Raw genomic sequence first — 17,895 nt, forward strand, 5'->3', positions numbered from 1 at the left:
GAACGATCTCGCAGGGGCCGGGCGTTGGACTCGCAAGGACGGGGGTGGCGATGACGCGCGCGAGCAATGCACAGGGCGTGACGCTCAGCAAGGAGGGTCTGCCGCAGTGGCTGGACCCGGTGGTGGACGCGGTGGAGACGGTCGAGCCGGTGCAGCTGAGCCGGTTCCTGCCGCCGACGAACGGGGCGGGGCGGCAGTCGGCCGTGCTGATCCTGTTCGGCGAGGGGGAGCGCGGACCCGAGCTGCTGCTCATGGAGCGGGCCAGCTCGCTGCGGTCCCATGCCGGACAGCCCTCCTTCCCCGGCGGTGCCCTCGACCCCGAGGACGGCGACCCGAAGGCCGACGGGCCGCTCAGGGCCGCCCTGCGCGAGGCCGAGGAGGAGACCGGGCTCGACCCCGCGGGCGTGCAGCTCTTCGGTGTGCTGCCCAAGCTGTACATCCCGGTCAGCGGCTTCGTCGTGACCTCGGTGCTGGGCTGGTGGCGCGAGCCGACCCCGGTCGGAGTCGTCGATCCGAACGAGACCGCGCGGGTCTTCACCGTCCCCGTGGCGGATCTCACGAATCCCGACAACCGGGCCACAACCGTCCACCCCAGCGGCCACCGAGGACCGGCATTCCTGGTCGAATCGGCCCTGGTCTGGGGCTTCACGGCTGGAATCATCGACCGTCTGCTGCACTACTCGGGCTGGGAGCGCCCCTGGGACAGGGAGAAGCAGGTCCCGCTCGACTGGCGGTCATGACAGGGTGTCTGACGTGTTGTGTCGTGTGATGAGGCGAGGCCTGAACCGGTGAACGTGCTGGACATCCTGTTGTTGGTCGCCGCCGTGTGGTTCGCGATCGTCGGCTACCGCCAGGGCTTCGTCGTCGGCATCCTGTCGGTGATCGGCTTCATGGGCGGTGGTCTTGTCGCCGTCTACGTGCTGCCCGTCGTCTGGGACGCCCTCACCGACAACTCGGAGGTCAGTACGACCGCCGCCGTCGTCGCGGTCGTCATCGTCATCGTCTGTGCCTCCGTCGGCCAGGCCCTGACCACCCACCTCGGCAACAAGCTCCGCCGGTACATCACATGGTCCCCGGCCCGCGCCCTGGACGCCACCGGCGGCGCCCTCGTCAACGTCGTCGCGATGCTCCTGGTGGCGTGGCTGATCGGCTCCGCCCTCGCCGGCACCACCCTGCCGACCCTCGGCAAGGAGGTCCGTAGCTCCAAGGTCCTCCTCGGCGTCTCGCGGGCCCTGCCCGACCAGGCCAACACCTGGTTCGCGGACTTCTCCTCGGTTCTCGCGCAGAACGGCTTCCCGCAGGTCTTCAGCCCGTTCTCCAACGAGCCGATCAACGAGGTCCAGCCGCCGGACCCGGCGCTCGCGGCCAGCCCCGTCGCCACCCGTGCCAAGCAGTCCATCGTCAAGGTCATGGGCACCGCCCAGAGTTGCGGCAAGGTCCTCGAAGGCACCGGCTTCGTCTTCGCCGAGCGCCGCGTCATGACCAACGCGCATGTCGTGGGCGGCGTCGACGAACCCACCGTCCAGATAGGCGGCGAGGGCAGGAAGTACGACGCGACGGTCGTCCTGTACGACTGGGAGCGCGACATCGCCGTGCTCGACGTACCGGATCTGAAGGCGCCCGCCCTGGAGTTCACGTCCACGGACGCCAAGAGCGGCGACGACGCGATCATCGCGGGCTTCCCGGAGAACGGCGCGTACGACGTCCGGGCCGCACGCGTGCGTGGCCGCATCCCGGCCAACGGACCGGACATCTACCACCGCGGCACCGTGCACCGCGATGTGTACTCCCTCTACGCGACCGTCCGTCAGGGCAACTCCGGCGGCCCGCTGCTCACCCCCGAAGGCGAGGTGTACGGCGTGGTCTTCGCGAAGTCCCTCGACAACGCCGACACCGGGTACGCGCTGACCGCGGACGAGATCCAGGAGGACATCGCCAAGGGGCGCACCGCGAACCAGCAGGTGGACAGCGACAGCTGCGCGCTGTGAGGTGTCGGGGGCGTCAGCCTCGAGGGTGACGCAGCCGTACCGAGACCCAGCGGGCCCGGCGGCGCAGGATGTGTGGAATGCCCACGCGGAGGTCCGTGCCCTGCATCTGCGGGGCCCCTCCTCGCTGGTGGGGGCTCAGACCGTGGCCCGAGCGGCGATTGCGTGCTGCGTCACTGTAGTCGTGCGTCCAGCCCATACCCCGACGTGTGCCCCTGCCCCAAGGTCGATAACCGCCCCCAGGGTCCCCAATTGGCCTATGCGCCAGGCAATTGGCTGTTCGTCGGACAGGTGTTCAGATCCGGATACCGGGCGCGTCCGCACGGTCACCGATCGGGCTCGGGGTCCTTCAGCCAGTTGATGAGCTCGGCCGAGAAGGCGACGGGGTCCTCCTCGTGCGGGAAGTGGCCCAGTCCGTCGAACAGCCGCCAGCGGTACGGCGCTTCGACGTACTCGCCGGATCCCGCGGCGCTCCGCGTCCGCAGCACCGGGTCCAGCGAGCCGTGCAGATGCAGCGTCGGCACCCGCACGGGCCGCTTCATGCGCCGGTTGAACTGGATGCCGTCGGGGCGGGCCAGGGAGCGCACCATCCAGCGGTACGGCTCGACCGAGCAGTGCGCGGTCGACGGGATGCACATCGCGCGGCGGTACGTCTCCACCGCGTCGTCGTCCGGCAGGACCGGCCCCGACCACTCCCGCATCAGCCGGGCGACCAGCGCGCCGTCGTCCGCGGTGAGCTGTCGCTCCGGGATCCAGGGGCGCTGAAACCCCCAGATGTAGGAACCGGCACGCGTCTGCTTGACGTCCGAGAGCATCGCCGAGCGCCAGCGCCGCGGATGCGGCATCGAGGCCACCGCGAGCCGCCGTACGAGCTTCGGACGCATCGCGGCCGCCGTCCACGCGAGGTATCCGCCCAGGTCATGGCCGACCAGCGCGGCGTCGGGCTCGCCGAGCGAGCGGATCACGCCGGTGATGTCGAGAGCGAGGTTGGCCGGGTCGTAGCCGCGCGGGGTGCGGTCGCTGCCGCCGACGCCCCTGAGGTCCATGGCGACGGCCCGGAACCCGGCATCGGCGAGCGCGGGCAGCTGGTGCCGCCACGTCCACCAGAACTGCGGGAAGCCGTGCAGCAGCAGGACCAGCGGGCCGTCACCCATCTCGGCGATGTGGAAGCGGGCGCCGTTGGCGGCCACCTCGCGATGGGTCACCTCTCTCCCGCCGGGCAGCGTGTCCGGTCGTACTACTGAGGCAGGTGTGGCGGGGTCCGTCATGACGACGAGCGTGCCACAGCTTCGATGGCCTCCGGGACACGGTCCTGCGCCAGCTCCGGCCGCTGATGCGGCTTGGCCTTCTGCAGGACGCTCGCCGTCTCCTTCATCGACGCGGCGGTCTTCTGCGCGCCGCCGCCCTTCTTGGCCTTCTTCGCGAAGACCACGCCGATCAGCGCCAGGAGGCCCGCGATGAGCACGTTCGCCGCGAAGGACAACAGGAAGCAGACCGCCATGTTCCAGTCGCTCCAGGTGCGGATGCCGTACGCCAGGGCGAAGTTCAGCATCGGCAGCGAGAACACCAGTACCCCGCCGGCCACCAGGAACGCGCCGCCGCTCGTCGCGCCGCGCTTCACGTCCCGCTTGAGCTGCGCCTTGGCCAGCGCGATCTCGTCGTGCACCAGCGCGGACATCTCGGTCGTCGCCGAGGCGAACAGCTGGCCGATGCTGCGTTCGGCGCCGACCGGGCTGCCGTCGGGTGCGCTCATCGCGTTTCTCCCTGAATCTGCCGTGTGGGTGACTGGGAAGTCTTCAGTACGGGGGAAGTCTTTTGTACCGTCCCGTCAGATCATGCCCGACGGTCGTCCTCCTCGCCTGCCCCGCCCGTCACTTCGGCAAGCCCCGCTCGCTCGGCGGCCTTGAGTCCGGCGATCCTGCGGTGCTCGGCGGCCTTGCGCTCGTGGATCGCGGCCATGCGCAGGTGGTACGCCGGGTCGTCCTCCTCGTAGATGTCCGGGATGCCGTCGAGGTCGTCGTCGCGCTCCTCGGCCTCGACCATACGGCGGTACTTGGCGTTCCGGATCTTCAGCAGCACGGTGGCGAGGGTCGCCGCGATGAGCGAGCCCATCAGCACGGCGGCCTTGACCTCGTCGGTGAGCGCCGCGTCCCCGTCGAAGGCCAGCTCGCCGATGAGCAGCGACACCGTGAAGCCGATGCCGGCCAGGGTGGCGACCGCGAAGACGTCCGCCCACTCCAGGTCGTCGCTGAGGGAGGCCCGGGTGAAGCGTGCCGTCAGCCAGGTCCCGCCGAAGATGCCGAGCGCCTTGCCGACGACCAGACCCAGGACGACTCCGAGCGTCTCGGGCTTGGTGAACACGTCGCCGAGTGCGCCGCCGGAGACTGAGACACCTGCGCTGAACAGGGCGAACAGCGGTACCGCCAGACCCGCGGAGAGGGGACGTACGAGATGCTCGATGTGCTCGCCCGGCGAGTGCTCCTCGCCCTCCCGGGTGGTGCAGCGCAGCATCAGGCCCATCGCGACGCCCGCGATGGTGGCGTGGACGCCGCTGTTGTACATCAGGCCCCAGACGACGAGCGCGAGCGGCACGTACACGTACCAGCCGCGTACGCCCTTGCGCAGCAGCAGCCAGAAGACGGCCAGGCCGGTCACCGCGCCGCCGAGGGCCGCGAAGTCGATGTCGGCGGTGAAGAACACCGCGATGATCAGGATCGCGAAGAGGTCGTCGACGACGGCGAGGGTGAGGAGGAAGGCGCGCAGGGCGCTCGGCAGGGACGTACCGATGACCGCGAGCACGGCGAGCGCGAAGGCGATGTCGGTCGCCGTCGGGACCGCCCAGCCGTCGAGCGATCCGCCGCCGGTGAGGTTGGTCAGGACGTACACGAGGGCGGGCACCGCCATGCCGCACAGGGCCGCGACGACCGGCAGCGCCGCCGCCTTGGGGTCCTTGAGGTCACCGGCGACCAGCTCGCGCTTGAGTTCGATGCCGGCGACGAAGAAGAAGATCGCGAGGAGTCCGTCGGCCGCCCAGTGCGCGATCGAGAGGTTCAGGCCGAGAGCCTCGGGGCCGAGGTGGAAGTGGCTGACGCTCTCGTAGCTGTCGTGCAGCGCGGGGATGTTCACCCAGATCAGCGCGGTGATCGCGGCGACGAGGAGCAGGACACCGCCGACGGTCTCGGTGCGCAGCGCGTCCGCCACGAAGGTCCGTTCCGGCAGGGAGAGCCGTCCGAGGACCTTGCGGGCGGGGGTGGTGCGGGGCGCGGCCATCGGGGGGACCTCCGGTCGGTGGGTAGGGCGAAGCTGCTCGCCGACCAGACTTCCCGGCACACCTATGGGGTCACGCTAGTTTTGTTTAGTTTACCTAAAAGGGGTGCCCGGCGCCTTCTCGCGCCGGGCACCCCTCCTGTGACGTGCTCAGTCCTCGCTGGGCGCGGCGGGGAGCTTCGCCTGGATGAGGTCCATGACCGTGGAGTCGGTCAGGGTGGTGACGTCTCCCAGCTGACGGTTCTCGGCGACGTCCCGCAGCAGGCGGCGCATGATCTTGCCGGAGCGGGTCTTGGGCAGCTCGGCCACCGGGAGGACCCGCTTGGGCTTGGCGATCGGGCCGAGGGTGGCGCCGACGTGGTTGCGCAGGTCGTTGACGAGGTTCTCGTCCTCGGCGTTGGCCGTGCCGCGCAGGATCACGAAGGCGACGATGGCCTGCCCGGTGGTCTCGTCGGCGGCACCGACGACGGCGGCCTCGGCGACGGAGGGGTGCGAGACGAGTGCCGACTCCACCTCCGTCGTAGAGATGTTGTGGCCGGAGACGAGCATGACGTCGTCCACGCGCCCCAGGAGCCAGATGTCCCCGTCGTCGTCCTTCTTCGCCCCGTCACCGGCGAAGTACTTGCCCTCGAAGCGGGACCAGTACGTGTCGAGGAACCGCTGGTCGTCGCCCCAGATGGTGCGCAGCATGGAGGGCCACGGCTCGGTGAGGACGAGGTAGCCGCCACCGCCGTCGGGGACTTCCCGAGCCTCGTCGTCCACCACCGTGGCCGAGATGCCGGGCAGCGGGGTCTGCGCGGAGCCGGGCTTGGTCTCGGTCACGCCCGGCAGCGGCGAGATCATCATCGCGCCGGTCTCGGTCTGCCACCAGGTGTCGACGATCGGAGTCCGGTCGGCACCGATGTGCTTGCGGTACCAGATCCAGGCCTCGGGGTTGATGGGCTCACCCACGGAACCGAGGACGCGCAACGACGACAGGTCGAACTTCGCGGGGATGTCGTCGCCCCACTTCATGAACGTACGGATGGCGGTGGGCGCCGTGTACAGGATGGTGACCCCGTACTTCTGCACGATCTCCCAGAACCGGCCCTGGTGCGGGGTGTCCGGCGTGCCCTCGTACATGACCTGGGTGGCGCCGTTGGCGAGCGGCCCGTAGACGATGTACGAGTGCCCGGTGACCCAGCCGACGTCGGCCGTGCACCAGTAGACGTCGGTCTCCGGCTTGAGGTCGAAGACGGCGTGGTGGGTGTACGCGGCCTGGGTGAGGTAGCCGCCGGAGGTGTGCAGGATGCCCTTGGGCTTACCCGTCGTGCCCGACGTGTAGAGGATGAAGAGCGGCTGCTCGGCCTCGAAGGCCTCGGGGGTGTGCTCGGCGGACTGCCGGTCGACGAGCTCGTGCCACCAGACGTCACGGCTGTCGTTCCAGGCGACGTCCTGGCCGGTACGGCGGACCACGAGCACGTGTTCGACATTGCCCGCCTTGTCGGCGGCCTCGTCGACGGCCGGCTTGAGCGCGGACGGCTTGCCGCGACGGTAGCCGCCGTCGGAGGTGATGACGACCTTGGCGTCGGCGTCCTGGATACGCGTGGCGAGCGCGTCCGCGGAGAAGCCGCCGAAGACGACGGAGTGGGCGGCGCCGATGCGGGCGCAGGCCAGCATCGCGACCGCGGTCTCCGGGATCATCGGCATGTAGACGGCGACCCGGTCGCCCTTCTGGACGCCCAGCTCCAGCAGCGCGTTCGCCGCCTTGGAGACCTCGTCCTTCAGCTCGGCGTAGGTGATCGCGCGGCTGTCGCCGGGCTCCCCCTCGAAGTGGATGGCGATCCGGTCGCCGTTCCCCGCCTCGACATGCCGGTCGACGCAGTTGTACGCGACGTTGAGCTCGCCGTCCTTGAACCACTTGGCGAACGGCGGGTTCGACCAGTCCAGCGTCTCGATCGGCTCCTTGGCCCAGGTCAGCCGACGGGCCTGCGTGGCCCAGAAGCCGAGCCTGTCAGCCTTGGCCTGTTCGTACGCCTCCGCCGTGACATTGGCGTTCGCTGCCAGGTCTGCGGGCGGCGCGAACCTGCGCTCTTCCTTGAGCAGGTTGGCCAGGCTTTCGTTGCTCACGACATCTCCCTTGCGGTGCTTTGCCGGGGCCCCCGTTGTGTCCCAGGCCACAGCTCATCAGACCAGGGGGTGCGCTGACAAGGGCCGATGGAAAATTGGTTTAGACCTGTGAGTGCGTCCGTGTACGTCGAGGTCGGCGGCGGTGTCCATCCGTACCCACGGACGCCGACCAGGCAGAGTTCACCGCTTGTAACGCCTCTCACACTCCGGCCCAAGTACGGGTGTAACGCCACTCACGAGAAGGGAGTTCCGAGTGGAAGGGATACGGGGCGGGCCGCAGGCGGCGGTCCGCGACCCTGAGCTCTTCGAGGAGTTCTACCGGCGCCATGTGGACGCCATGACGTCCTTCGTGGCCCGGCGTGTCGCGGATCCGCACACCGTGGCCGACCTGACGGCCGAGATCTTCCTGGCGGTCCTGGACTCCGCCCACACCTACCGCCCGGGCCGGGGCAGCGAGACGGCCTGGCTCTACGGCATCGCCCGCAACGTCGTCTCCTCGGAACGCCGGCGCGTGGCCCGCGAGACCGCACGCGACCGCCGGATCTCGGGCCGTCGGCTCCTGGAGCCCGACGACATCGCCCGCCTGGAGGACAAGCTCGACGCGGAGAGCCCGGGTCGCCGCGCCCTCATGGCTCTGGAACGGCTCCCCGCGGGGGAGCGAGCCGTCCTGGAACTGATCGCGGTCGACCAGCTCACGATCGCCGAGACGGCGGCCGCGCTGGGCATCAGCCAGGTCGCGGCGCGGGTGCGGCTGCACCGGGCGCGCAAGTCGCTGCGCGGGGCGGCGGATCCGGCGGGTGCGGCGGGTGCGGATCCGCGAGGGACATCACTTTCTTTTGTCACCGGGGTCACCGAAACCACCGGGGTCACTGGGATCACTGGGGTCACCGGGGTTACTGGGGGAGAGGCATGACGATGAAGACGACGTTCGAGGACCGGCTGCTGGCCGAGTTGCAGGGCGAGATCGAGCGACGGGAGACCGACTCCTCGGTGCCCGCCGCGCGACGCCACGTGTTCACGGGCCGTCGGCTCGCCCTGGCCGCCGCGGCCTGTGCGGTGGCCGGGCTCGCGGTGGTGCTGGTGCCGGGCTCGCCGACCGAGACACCGGCGTACGCGGTGGAGCGGAACGGCGACGGCAGTGTCACGCTCACTCTCGACGACCTGGGACTCAGCGAACACGCCCAGCGTGAACTCGCCGAGCGGCTGCGGGCCGACGGCGTGCACGTGGACATCCAGAACCTCGACCGCGACCACCAGTGCCGTCGACCGCGTGGTGAGGCCGTCCCGGGCAACTTCGACCTGGAGTCCGCGCTGAGCGGCGGCTCCAAGTCGCCGGAGAAGGCCGAGCGCGTGGAACGGGAGGCACGCGATCTCGCCTCCCGCCTGGGTGCCTGGAAGATCACCCTCCATCGCGGCGACACCCTGGCCTTCGAGAACTACGACAGCGGCAGTGAGTACGTGTTCGCCACGAACTTCTACGCCGTCAAGGGAGCCATCGAGCCCTGTGTGCAGGTGGAGCGCTCCGACCGCCTGGAAGGGGTGACCACGCACTCCTCGAAGAACTGACCACAGGGTGCGCGGCCCCACCGGCAGGGGCCGCGCACCCGCGTCCGGGTCACGCCGACAGATCCGCCGCCTCCACATGGTCGAACAGCTCGTCCCCGCTCACCCCGGTGAGCAGATACGACTGCGCCTCGCCCACGTGGAAGTACATCCCGTGCAGCTCCAACTCCCGCTTCCGCAGCGCCCGCGCCACCGACTCGTGCGCGCTCAGATGCTCCAGCTGCTGGACCACGTTGGTGAGAGACAGCTGCTCGACCGCGTCCGCGGGTGCCCGTCCGGCGAGCCGGGCCCAGGGACGGCTGTCGTCGGCCATGCGCTCCAGACTCGGCAGCCCGTGGCGCAGCCACCGCTTGAGCGGCGTCTGCGCGCCCCCGGGCTCGGAGTTGAGCAGCGCCTGCATGGCTCCGCACCCGGAGTGCCCGCACACCGTGATGGACCGCACCTTCAGCACGTCCACCGCGTACTCGATCGCGGCCGCCACCGAGTCGTCACCGCTCTCCTCGCCGGGCATCGGAACGAGGTTGCCCACGTTGCGCACCACGAACAGGTCGCCCGGACCGCTGGAGGTGATCATCGAGGTGACCAGCCGTGAGTCGGCACAGGTGAGGAAGAGCTGCGCCGGGCGCTGCCCCTCACGGGCCAGCCGGGCCAGCTCACCCCGCACCAGGGGAGCGGTGTTGCGCTGGAACGCGCTGATACCGCGCGCCAGTTCATGCCCGCTGGGACTGGACGGACCGGTCCCGCCCGCCTCGCCGAGGACACCGGAGTCGCTCGGGCGCCCACCGGGCTGCGGCGCGGACCGCGGGTCCTCGCACTGGTGGTTGCGCCAGGGCGTCCAGGGGCGGCAGCGGCAACCCGCCGCGGCGGTGCGGTCGGTGAACCCGGCGTGGGCCCCGATGCCGTTTCCGCTTCCGCTCCCGATCCCGATCCCGAGCGCGGTGTGAGCGTCGGGGATGTCCCCCGGCTCGGCGATCCGGACCCCGGCGCGGCGACCGGTCAGTTCGACGGTGCCGCCCTGCGCGGTGTGTGTGTTCTGCCAGTCCTGCAACGCCTCGTACGCCGCGTGGTCCATGAAGGAGCCGTCCAACTCGACGACTGCCCGGGCGCCTTGGGGCACGAGATGCAGGGCCCGGCTCAAGCGGGGCACGGCGAGGAACGTCAACTGCCCTCGGACGTGTACGTGATGGACTCCTTCCTGCTCGTCGTGGGTGATACGGGTGCGGGTGAGGCGGTGCAGGGCGACGGCGACGGCCACGGCGACACCGAGCACGACGCCTTCCAGGACGCCGAGGAACACCACGCCGAGGGTGGTGACGGCGTAGACCAGGACCTCTCGGTGGCGGGTCACCGTGCGGATGTGGTGCAGGGACACCATCTGGATGCCGACGGCCATCACCAGGGCGGCGAGCGAGGCGAGTGGGATGAGCTCCAGCACCGGGACCATCAGCAGCGCGGCGATCACTACGAGAACGCCGTGCAGCATCGTGGAGTTCCGGCTCACGGCACCCGCGTGCACATTCGCCGCACTGCGCACGGCGACGCCGGCGACCGGGAGTCCGCCGAGCGACCCGGAGACGATGTTGGCGGCGCCCTGGCCGAGCAGCTCACGGTCCAGGTTCGAGCGTCTGACGCGGGCGGTCAGTCCGGGCCGGCCGGCGGCCATCTTGTCCACGGCGACCGCGCCGAGCAGCGACTGCACACTGCACACCAGCGTGGTGGTCAGCACGGCGGCGACCAGGCCGAGCACGGGCCCTTCGGGGAGTCCGGCCAGGGCGTGGCTGCGCCACGAGGGCAGGTCGACCTTGGGCAGCGTCAGCCCGGCGAGCGCGGCGGTCGCGCTGGCACCGGTGACGGCGACGAGCGCGGCCGGGATCCTGCGCAGCAGACGGCCGGGCCGGCCGGGGATGCGGGGCCAGAGCAGCAGCAGGGCCAGGGTCAGCGCGCTCACCGACACGGCGGCGGGACGCACCTGGGCCAACTGGGCGGGCAGGGACTGGAGGTTGGCCAGGACGGAACTCTGCGGAGTGCCGCCGAGGACGATGTGCAGCTGGGCGACGGCGATGGTCACGCCGATACCGGCGAGCATGCCGTGCACGATGGCGGGGCTGACGGCGAGCGCGCTGCGCGCCACGCGCAGGCAGCCCAGGCCCAGTTGGGCGAGGCCCGCGAGGACCGTGATGGCACAGGTCGTACGCCAGCCGTAGCGGTGGATCAGGTCGGCGGTGACGACCGTGAGTCCGGCGGCGGGGCCGCTCACCTGGAGCGGGGAGCCGCCGAGCCAGCCGGCGACGAGTCCTCCGACGGCGGCGGCGACGAGGCCGGCCTGGAGGGGTGCGCCGGTGGCGAGGGCGATGCCGAGGGACAGCGGCAGGGCGATCAGGAAGACCGCGATCGAGGCCGACACGTCGGCGCCCGCGACACGGAAGCGGCGGGGCCGGGACGGCGGTGGGCTGTGGGGTCGGTGGATGCGCTTGGTCCGACTCGAGTCGGTGGCGCGGGTGGGGACGCAGGCGGACATAGTTCCCGTCTCCTCCGGGGCAGCGCGGTCGCGGAACAGGTGGTCCCCCACCGGGGTGGGGGGTCGGGTCGCGGCCGTGGGTCACGGCGTGCAGCGGCGGGATGCATCAACGCTCGGTAAACGAATCGTAATTCAGAGTAAAGGCCAGGCATAGACTTTTCTGGCAAATGGCCCAATAAGTCACTCATCAGGGTGATGCAGATATTTCATCGGCTTGTCGTACTAATTCATTCCGGACCTCGTGCGAGCTTGACGGCGCTGTCGTTGGCCCCGAGAGAAGGAAGTAGGTGGGCGGAACATGGCCGCCACCCAGAGGATCGCCGCGGGCGCCGTGGTCGCCGCGGTCTGTGCCGCATCGCTCGCCGGTTGCGCGATCGGCACCGACGGTGCGGAGAAAGGGGCCCTCGGCCCGCAGAAGGCGAAGCCGGCCCAGGCGCCGCCCAAGAGCGCGGTCCGCCTGATCGGCGACGGCTCCACCGCGTTCACCGGGGCCCAGCCCCACCTGCCCAGACCGGAGCGGATGAAGGCCGGCCAGAAGCCCCCGCAGTTCGTGGTGTTCTCCTGGGACGGCGCGGGTGAGGACTCCCAGAAGCTGTTCTCCCACTTCCGCAAGGTCGCCAAGGCGAACAACGCCACGATGACGTACTTCCTCAGCGGCGTGTACATGCTCCCCGAGGAGAAGCGCGACCTCTACAAGCCCCCGCAGCACTCCCCGGGCCGCTCCGACATCGGCTTCAACGACGAGAAGGGCATCGCCGAGACCGTGAAGCAGCTGCGCGGGGCGTGGCTGGAGGGCAGCGAGATCGGCACCCACTTCAACGGCCACTTCTGCGGCAGCGGCGGTGGGGTCGGCCAGTGGTCCGTCGAGGACTGGAAGGACGAGATCGCCCAGGCGAAGCAGTTCGTGAAGTCCTGGAAGACCACCACCGGCATGAAGAACGCGAGCCCGCTGCCCTTCGACTACGACAAGGAGCTCATCGGCGCCCGCACGCCCTGCCTGGAGGGCCAGAAGAACTTCATGAAGGCCGCCCGAGAACTGGGCTTCCGCTACGACACCAGCGGCGTCAACGACCAGCTCTGGCCCAAGAAGAAGGAAGGCCTGTGGGACCTCTCGATGCAGCTGGTGCCGTTCATCGGGCACTCCTTCGAGCAGCTCACCATGGACTACAACTTCGCCGTGAACCAGTCGGGCACGATGTACGGCGACCCGAGCAAGCACGAGTTCTGGGGCGACCAGATGCGTGACAGCCTGCTCAAGGGCTTCCACCGGGCCTACGACGGCAACCGCGCGCCCCTGATCATCGGCAACCACTTCGAGTCCTGGAACGGCGGCACCTATATGCGCGCCGTCGAGGAGACCATCGAGCGGGTCTGCAACAAGCCCGACGTGCGCTGTGTCTCCTTCCGGCAGCTCGCCGACTGGCTGGACGCCCAGGACCCGACGGCCCTGGCCAAGATGCGGACCCTCGGCGTCGGCGAGGCCCCGAAGCAGAGCTGGGCGTCCTTCCTCTCGGGCCGCCCAGCCCCGGCCCCGAAGGGCGTGCCGGGAGCGCCGGCGGCCAAGCAGTAGCCGTACGGCGTCGCGGCAGCCGTCAGGCGTTCACCGCGACGCTCTCGCCCAGCACGAACCCGGGGTCGACCTGCGCCGCCAGGTCGGCCCCGGTGCGCTCATTGCCCCAGGACTGGGCGTTCTTCAGATGGAAGTGCACCATCTGGCGGGTGTAGTGCTCCCAGTCACGCAGGTCGTACGTCGCGTCGACCGCGCTCTGCAACCGGCGCAGGGAGCTGCGGTTGACGTCCTCCAGGAGTTCGAACCGGGGCGGCCGGCCCTTCTCCATGGCGCGCACCCAGTCCGAGTGCCCGACCGTCACCAGCAGGTCGTCCCCGACCTCGGCGCGGAGGAAGTCGAGGTCGTCCTGCCCTTGCACCTTGTTGCCGACGACCTTCAGGACGACGCCGAAGTCGCGGGCGTACTCCTTGTACTGGCGATAGACGGAGACCCCCTTCCGGGTCGGCTCGGCGACGAGGAACGTGATGTCGAAGCGGGTGAACATGCCGGAGGCGAAGGAGTCCGAGCCCGCGGTCATGTCCACCACGACGTACTCGTCACGCCCGTCCACCAGGTGGTTCAGGCACAGCTCCACCGCTCCTGTCTTGGAGTGGTAGCAGGCGACCCCCAGATCGGCGTCCGTGAAGGAGCCGGTGACCATCAAACGGACGGCGCCGCCGTCGAGTTCCACCGGCCGGGCGCAGGCGTCGTACACCGGATTGTCCTCGTGCACCCGCAGCAGTCGTGAGCCCTCGCCCGGCGGGGTCGTCTTGATCATCGTCTCGGCGGAGGCGATGCGCGGGTTGGTGCCGCGCAGGTAGTCCTTGATCAGCGGCAGCCGCTCGCCCATCGCGGGCAGTGCCGCGGCCGCGGCCTCGTCGAGACCGAGGGCGGCGCCCAGGTGCTGGTTGATGTCGGCGTCGACGGCGACGACGGGTGCGCCGGTGGTGGCGAGATGGCGGATGAACAGGGAGGACAGGGTGGTCTTGCCGCTGCCGCCCTTCCCGACGAAAGCAATTTTCATGTTCACAAAGGGTAGTGCCGCGATAGCTGTACGTGGCAGGCGTGCGTGAAGAAGACCACTCCTTCGTGGGGTGTGGGCCACCGTTGCGTAGTGTCGTACTCATGAGTACGACAGGCGCGACCGCCGATCCGCTCGCCGCCCTGGGCTCACTGCCCGGCGTGGCCGACTCCGTGGAGTCCGTGCGCAAGGCCGTGGACCGGGTCTACGGGCACCGGATCATGCGGCGCCGCAGCACCGCGATCACCTCCGAGGCGGCGCTGCGCGGCGCCCGCGGCTCCGCGGCGCTGTCCGGTGCCGACTGGGCCCTCGAAGAGGTGCGCCGCCGCTCCGACTTCAGCGGCGACGACGAGGCGCGTGTCGTGGGCGCGGCCCTGCGGCTGACCGCCGAGGCGGGCCAACTGCTCTCCATCTGGCGGCAGTCGCCGCTGCGCGTCCTGGCCCGCCTGCACCTGGTCGCGGCGGCGACCAGCGGCGCCGAGGTCGGTCGTCCGCGGCAGGCGGGCGAAGTGGTCGACGAGCCGCTGGTCGAGCTCGCGCCGCCCGAGGCGACGGAGGTGCACGGCCGGCTGGAGGGTCTGTCCGAGCTGATCATCGCGGGCGGTTCCGCCCCGGCTCTGGTGACCGCCGCCGTCGTGCACGGCGAGATCCTCGCGCTGCGGCCCTTCACCTCGCACAACGGTCTCGTCGCACGCACGGCCGAACGCATCGTCCTGATCGGCAGCGGCCTCGACCCGAAGTCCATCTGTCCGGCCGAGGTCGGCCATGCCGAGCTGGGCCGGGCCGCCTATCTGGCTGCGCTCGACGGCTATGTCTCCGGAACCCCCGAGGGCATGGCCGCCTGGATCGCGCACTGCGGCAAGGCGGTCGTGCTCGGGGCGCGCGAGTCGACGGCGGTGTGCGAGGCGTTGCAGCGCGGAGCGGCGTAGGAAGTACGCACACAGGGTTGCGGCGGTACGAGGATTCGTACCGCCGCTGGCATGTTCACCGGGTTACCAAGCGTCCTCGATATGTTGCCCATCAGGTCGGGACTTTGCCCGTCACCTGGTGCGGCTGGCCCGTAATCGACGGGTCGACGTCGCGTGGGTGCCCAATTCTCATGCGCGGTCCGTGGGGCCAAATGCGTTATTAAGGTGATCCTTTCGGATGTCCTTGGTCTCGCGGGCCGTTGACTCCTTTGTACTCCAGGACCCGGGCAAGCGGAAGCCCTGGCTGCAGTTCTTTACTTTTACTCTCAAACAGGTTCTAAACGGGCGCCCTGCACGTCAGAGGGCCGCCGTCCGGCGCCGGCTGGCGTACCAGACGAGGCCCGCGGTGGCCGCCGCCGCTCCTATGGCCGCCGCCGCGACGAGCGCCGGACGGGACGGTGCGGAGAACGCGGGGAGCCGCTGCTTGAGCCGGACCGGCCGGTGGAAATCGAGAATCGGCCATCCGCGCGCGAGTGCCTCGCGGCGCAGCGCGCGGTCCGGGTTCACGGCATGGGGGTGGCCGACGGACTGGAGCATCGGCAGATCGGTCGCCGAGTCGCTGTACGCGTAACAGCGCTCCAGGTCGTACCCCTCGGACTCGGCCAGCTCCTTGATCGCCTCGGCCTTGGTCGGGCCGTACGCGTAGTACTCCACCTCGCCGGTGAAGCAGCCGTCCTCGCCCACGACCATCCTGGTCGCCACCACCCGGTCCGCGCCGAGCAGTTCACCGATCGGCTCGACCACCTCGGCGCCCGACGTGGACACGATCACGACGTCCCGTCCGGCGGTGTGGTGCTCCTCGATGAGGGAGGCGGCCTCGTCGTAGATGATCGGGTCGATCAGGTCGTGAAGGGTCTCGGCCACGATCTCCTTCACCTGTTGGACGTTCCAGCCGCGCACGAGTGCCGAGAGGTACTCGCGTGTCCGTTCCATCTGGTCGTGGTCCATACCGCCCACGAGGAAGACGAACTGGGCATACGCGGTTCGCAAGGCGGCCCTGCGGTTGATCAGCCCGCCTTGGTAGAACGACTTGCTGAAGGTGAGCGTGCTCGACTTCGCAATGACCGTCTTGTCCAGGTCAAAGAAGGCCGCTGTGCGGGGCAAGGAGTGGTTTTCCACGACCCTGAGCATAGGCGCAGCCCATTCGGCGTAAGGTGTGGCGCGTGGGTTTGCCTGAGAAGGCTCTCGGGTACACCATGGAAGTCACGGATCGTTCGCGACCGTGCTAACCCGGTCCGGCTCCTCCCCCCCCGAGTCGGCCGTGGAGACGACCCCCACTCTCCCCCCCGGTGGGGGTCGTCGCATGTCCGGGTGGGTTTTTCCCCTTTCCTGTGTGTCCCTGTACGGCTCTACGGCCGTGTCGAGGCGGCTGCGGCCGCCTCTTTCGCATGCCCATGATCCGTCACTGTGCGTAGCTGTCGCACTGCGCTGCGGAAGTCGCACACATGGCAGTACGAGGGGCACCGGTATGGGTGACGGCCATATTCACAGCCACTGAGTTGTCCACAGTTATCGACCAAGATCCACAAGATTTCCGGCATCGCTGCACCGTGATTCCAGCGCGGCCCGCCGACGCCGAGTCGATGGCCGGTTCCGGTTAGTCGGCCGCGTTTGGCCGGTTCGTATCGGCCGTTCATATGAAGGCCGGTCGCCGGTTCTTCACACGTTTGGGAATCGCGGGGCCCTCGGGGTCCTCGCGAGATGCAGCGAAGGGGGATGCACATCGTGGCCGCAGCCGTCACACACGATCCGCCGCCCACCGCCGGAGGGCGACAGGGCGGGCCGTTGATCGTCACCGAAGACCCGGTACTCCTCGACGACCTGCTGCGCCTGTGCGCGGCGGCCGGCGCCACACCCGAGGTCCATCCGGGGGTGCCTCAGCCGAGAGGCCGATGGGAAGCCGCACCGCTCGTCCTCGTCGGCGACGACGCCGCGCGGCGCGTGCGGGCAGCCGCCCGCAGAAGCGGAGTGGTCCTCGTCGGAAGGGACCAGGACGACTCCGGGGTCTGGCGCCGGGCCGTCGAGATCGGCGCCGACCACGTCCTGATGCTGCCCGACGGGGAGCAGTGGCTGGTCGACCGGATCGCCGACGTCGCCGAGGGCGTCGGCCGGCCCGCCCTCACCGTCGGCGTCATCGGCGGACGTGGCGGGTCCGGGGCATCCACCCTCGCGTGCGCGCTCGCCGTCACCTCCGCGCGGGAGGGACTGCGCACCCTGCTCGTGGACGCCGATCCGCTCGGCGGCGGACTCGACGTACTCCTCGGTGGCGAGACCGCCGAAGGGTTGCGCTGGCCCGCGTTCGCCGCCTCACGCGGCCGGGTCGGGGGCGGCGCCCTGGAGGAGTCGCTGCCCCAGCTGCACTCCCTGCGGGTCCTCAGCTGGGATCGCGGCGACTGTGTCGCCGTCCCGCCGCAGGCCGTCCGCGCGGTGCTCGCCGCGGCCCGCCGCCGGGGCGGCACGGTCGTCGTCGATCTGCCGCGGCGCATCGACGACGGCATCGCCGAGACCCTCTCCCAGCTCGACCTCGGCATTCTCGTCGTCCCCGCCGAACTCCGTGCCGTCGCGGCGGCCGGACGGGTGGCCTCCGCCGTCGGGATGGTCGTACGCGATCTGCGCGTGGCCGTCCGAGGGCCGCATGCGCCCGGGCTCGACGACCGGGAGGTGGCGCGACTGCTCGGACTGCCGCTGGTGGGCGAGGTCCCCCTGGAGGCGGGGCTGCTGCGGCCGCACGAGAGCAGGACGCCGCCGGGAGCCGGGCGGGGGCCGCTGGCGCGGTTCTGCAAGGAGTTCTGGGAGCGGGCGTTGGTGGAGGCGGCATGAGTACGTACTCCGACGAGGAGGGTTGGGCGGTGTCCGGTGCGGGGCGGGCCGAGGGATCGGTGGACGCCACGGCCGGTGCGGCTTCCGTGATGGGG

Annotated in this window: 15 protein-coding genes; 7 read left to right on the top strand and 8 right to left on the bottom strand. The window is 70.1% G+C overall.

Annotated elements, in window-relative coordinates; all coding sequences use genetic code 11:
- The first annotated feature begins 50 nt into the window (after nt 1-50).
- Nucleotides 51-740, top strand: a complete 690-nt coding sequence (locus HLK59_RS30845; RefSeq protein ID WP_171144839.1) for a CoA pyrophosphatase — start codon at nt 51-53, stop codon at nt 738-740.
- Between the two features lie 48 nt (nt 741-788).
- Nucleotides 789-1,988, top strand: coding sequence for a MarP family serine protease (locus HLK59_RS30850; RefSeq protein WP_171144840.1), 1,200 nt, complete (start codon nt 789-791; stop codon nt 1,986-1,988).
- A gap of 13 nt (nt 1,989-2,001) precedes the next feature.
- On the opposite strand, the gene HLK59_RS51325 is transcribed toward HLK59_RS30850, so the two are convergent.
- The 5 genes from HLK59_RS51325 to acs all read right to left on the bottom strand — a co-directional run bounded on the left by HLK59_RS51325 (nt 2,002) and on the right by acs (nt 7,361).
- Nucleotides 2,002-2,184 carry a hypothetical protein gene (locus HLK59_RS51325; protein ID WP_095046639.1) on the bottom strand — a complete coding sequence of 61 codons (183 nt, stop codon included), beginning with the start codon at nt 2,182-2,184 and terminating at the stop codon, nt 2,002-2,004.
- A 127-nt stretch (nt 2,185-2,311) separates the two neighbouring features.
- On the bottom strand, nt 2,312-3,253 hold the full coding sequence (locus HLK59_RS30855) for an alpha/beta hydrolase (RefSeq protein ID WP_171144841.1): 942 nt from the start codon (nt 3,251-3,253) through the stop codon (nt 2,312-2,314).
- Nucleotides 3,250-3,738 (bottom strand): phage holin family protein, encoded by a 489-nt coding sequence (locus HLK59_RS30860; RefSeq protein ID WP_171144842.1) that lies wholly within the window; start codon nt 3,736-3,738, stop codon nt 3,250-3,252. Before HLK59_RS30860 ends, HLK59_RS30855 begins: the two co-directional genes overlap by 4 nt.
- Nucleotides 3,739-3,818: 80 nt before the next feature.
- The gene (nhaA, locus tag HLK59_RS30865) at nt 3,819-5,255 is read right to left on the bottom strand and encodes a Na+/H+ antiporter NhaA (protein ID WP_171144843.1); all 1,437 of its coding nucleotides are present in this window, start codon (nt 5,253-5,255) and stop codon (nt 3,819-3,821) included.
- A 147-nt stretch (nt 5,256-5,402) separates the two neighbouring features.
- Nucleotides 5,403-7,361 (bottom strand): acetate--CoA ligase, encoded by a 1,959-nt coding sequence (gene acs, locus HLK59_RS30870; RefSeq protein WP_171144844.1) that lies wholly within the window; start codon nt 7,359-7,361, stop codon nt 5,403-5,405.
- Between the two features lie 253 nt (nt 7,362-7,614).
- On the opposite strand from acs, the gene HLK59_RS30875 reads away from it, so the two are divergent.
- Both HLK59_RS30875 and HLK59_RS30880 read left to right on the top strand, forming a co-directional pair.
- Nucleotides 7,615-8,274, top strand: coding sequence for an RNA polymerase sigma factor (locus tag HLK59_RS30875; protein ID WP_171144845.1), 660 nt, complete (start codon nt 7,615-7,617; stop codon nt 8,272-8,274).
- Nucleotides 8,271-8,927, top strand: a complete 657-nt coding sequence (locus HLK59_RS30880) for a hypothetical protein (RefSeq protein ID WP_171144846.1) — start codon at nt 8,271-8,273, stop codon at nt 8,925-8,927. Before HLK59_RS30875 ends, HLK59_RS30880 begins: the two co-directional genes overlap by 4 nt.
- Nucleotides 8,928-8,976: 49 nt before the next feature.
- Here the strand turns inward: HLK59_RS30880 and HLK59_RS30885 are convergent, their stop codons facing one another.
- Nucleotides 8,977-11,442: a SulP family inorganic anion transporter gene (locus HLK59_RS30885; protein WP_171144847.1), complete on the bottom strand. Its 2,466-nt coding sequence runs from the start codon at nt 11,440-11,442 to the stop codon at nt 8,977-8,979.
- 298 nt (nt 11,443-11,740) lie between these two features.
- On the opposite strand from HLK59_RS30885, the gene HLK59_RS30890 reads away from it, so the two are divergent.
- Nucleotides 11,741-13,012, top strand: coding sequence for a hypothetical protein (locus HLK59_RS30890; protein ID WP_171144848.1), 1,272 nt, complete (start codon nt 11,741-11,743; stop codon nt 13,010-13,012).
- 22 nt (nt 13,013-13,034) lie between these two features.
- On the opposite strand, the gene HLK59_RS30895 is transcribed toward HLK59_RS30890, so the two are convergent.
- Nucleotides 13,035-14,015, bottom strand: coding sequence for an ATP-binding protein (locus tag HLK59_RS30895; RefSeq protein WP_171144849.1), 981 nt, complete (start codon nt 14,013-14,015; stop codon nt 13,035-13,037).
- Between the two features lie 101 nt (nt 14,016-14,116).
- Between HLK59_RS30895 and HLK59_RS30900 the strand changes: the two genes are divergently transcribed.
- Nucleotides 14,117-14,941: a Fic family protein gene (locus tag HLK59_RS30900; RefSeq protein ID WP_171144850.1), complete on the top strand. Its 825-nt coding sequence runs from the start codon at nt 14,117-14,119 to the stop codon at nt 14,939-14,941.
- Between the two features lie 336 nt (nt 14,942-15,277).
- On the opposite strand, the gene HLK59_RS30905 is transcribed toward HLK59_RS30900, so the two are convergent.
- Complete coding sequence (locus tag HLK59_RS30905; RefSeq protein ID WP_171144851.1) at nt 15,278-16,111, bottom strand: HAD family hydrolase; 834 nt, start codon at nt 16,109-16,111, stop codon at nt 15,278-15,280.
- Nucleotides 16,112-16,696: 585 nt separating this feature from the next.
- Between HLK59_RS30905 and ssd the strand changes: the two genes are divergently transcribed.
- Entirely contained in the window at nt 16,697-17,800 is a 1,104-nt protein-coding gene (ssd, locus tag HLK59_RS30910; RefSeq protein ID WP_171144852.1) for a septum site-determining protein Ssd, read from the top strand.
- Nucleotides 17,801-17,895: the final 95 nt, after the last annotated feature.

Origin of the sequence: Streptomyces sp. S3(2020) (assembly GCF_013044505.1) — a bacterium.
Lineage (GTDB): Bacteria > Actinomycetota > Actinomycetes > Streptomycetales > Streptomycetaceae > Streptomyces.

Excerpts from the sequence above, each read along its gene's own strand:
- HLK59_RS30890 (WP_171144848.1), top strand. The coding sequence starts at position 11,741 with ATGGCCGCCACCCAGAGGATCGCCGCGGGCGCCGTGGTCGCCGCGGTC.
- HLK59_RS30895 (WP_171144849.1), bottom strand. The coding sequence starts at position 14,015 with ATGAAAATTGCTTTCGTCGGGAAGGGCGGCAGCGGCAAGACCACCCTG.
- HLK59_RS30905 (WP_171144851.1), bottom strand. The coding sequence starts at position 16,111 with ATGCTCAGGGTCGTGGAAAACCACTCCTTGCCCCGCACAGCGGCCTTC.
- HLK59_RS30880 (WP_171144846.1), top strand. The coding sequence starts at position 8,271 with ATGACGATGAAGACGACGTTCGAGGACCGGCTGCTGGCCGAGTTGCAG.
- ssd (WP_171144852.1), top strand. The coding sequence starts at position 16,697 with ATGCACATCGTGGCCGCAGCCGTCACACACGATCCGCCGCCCACCGCC.
- nhaA (WP_171144843.1), bottom strand. The coding sequence starts at position 5,255 with ATGGCCGCGCCCCGCACCACCCCCGCCCGCAAGGTCCTCGGACGGCTC.
- HLK59_RS30900 (WP_171144850.1), top strand. The coding sequence starts at position 14,117 with ATGAGTACGACAGGCGCGACCGCCGATCCGCTCGCCGCCCTGGGCTCA.
- HLK59_RS30885 (WP_171144847.1), bottom strand. The coding sequence starts at position 11,442 with ATGTCCGCCTGCGTCCCCACCCGCGCCACCGACTCGAGTCGGACCAAG.
- HLK59_RS30845 (WP_171144839.1), top strand. The coding sequence starts at position 51 with ATGACGCGCGCGAGCAATGCACAGGGCGTGACGCTCAGCAAGGAGGGT.
- HLK59_RS30855 (WP_171144841.1), bottom strand. The coding sequence starts at position 3,253 with ATGACGGACCCCGCCACACCTGCCTCAGTAGTACGACCGGACACGCTG.
- HLK59_RS51325 (WP_095046639.1), bottom strand. The coding sequence starts at position 2,184 with ATGGGCTGGACGCACGACTACAGTGACGCAGCACGCAATCGCCGCTCG.
- HLK59_RS30860 (WP_171144842.1), bottom strand. The coding sequence starts at position 3,738 with ATGAGCGCACCCGACGGCAGCCCGGTCGGCGCCGAACGCAGCATCGGC.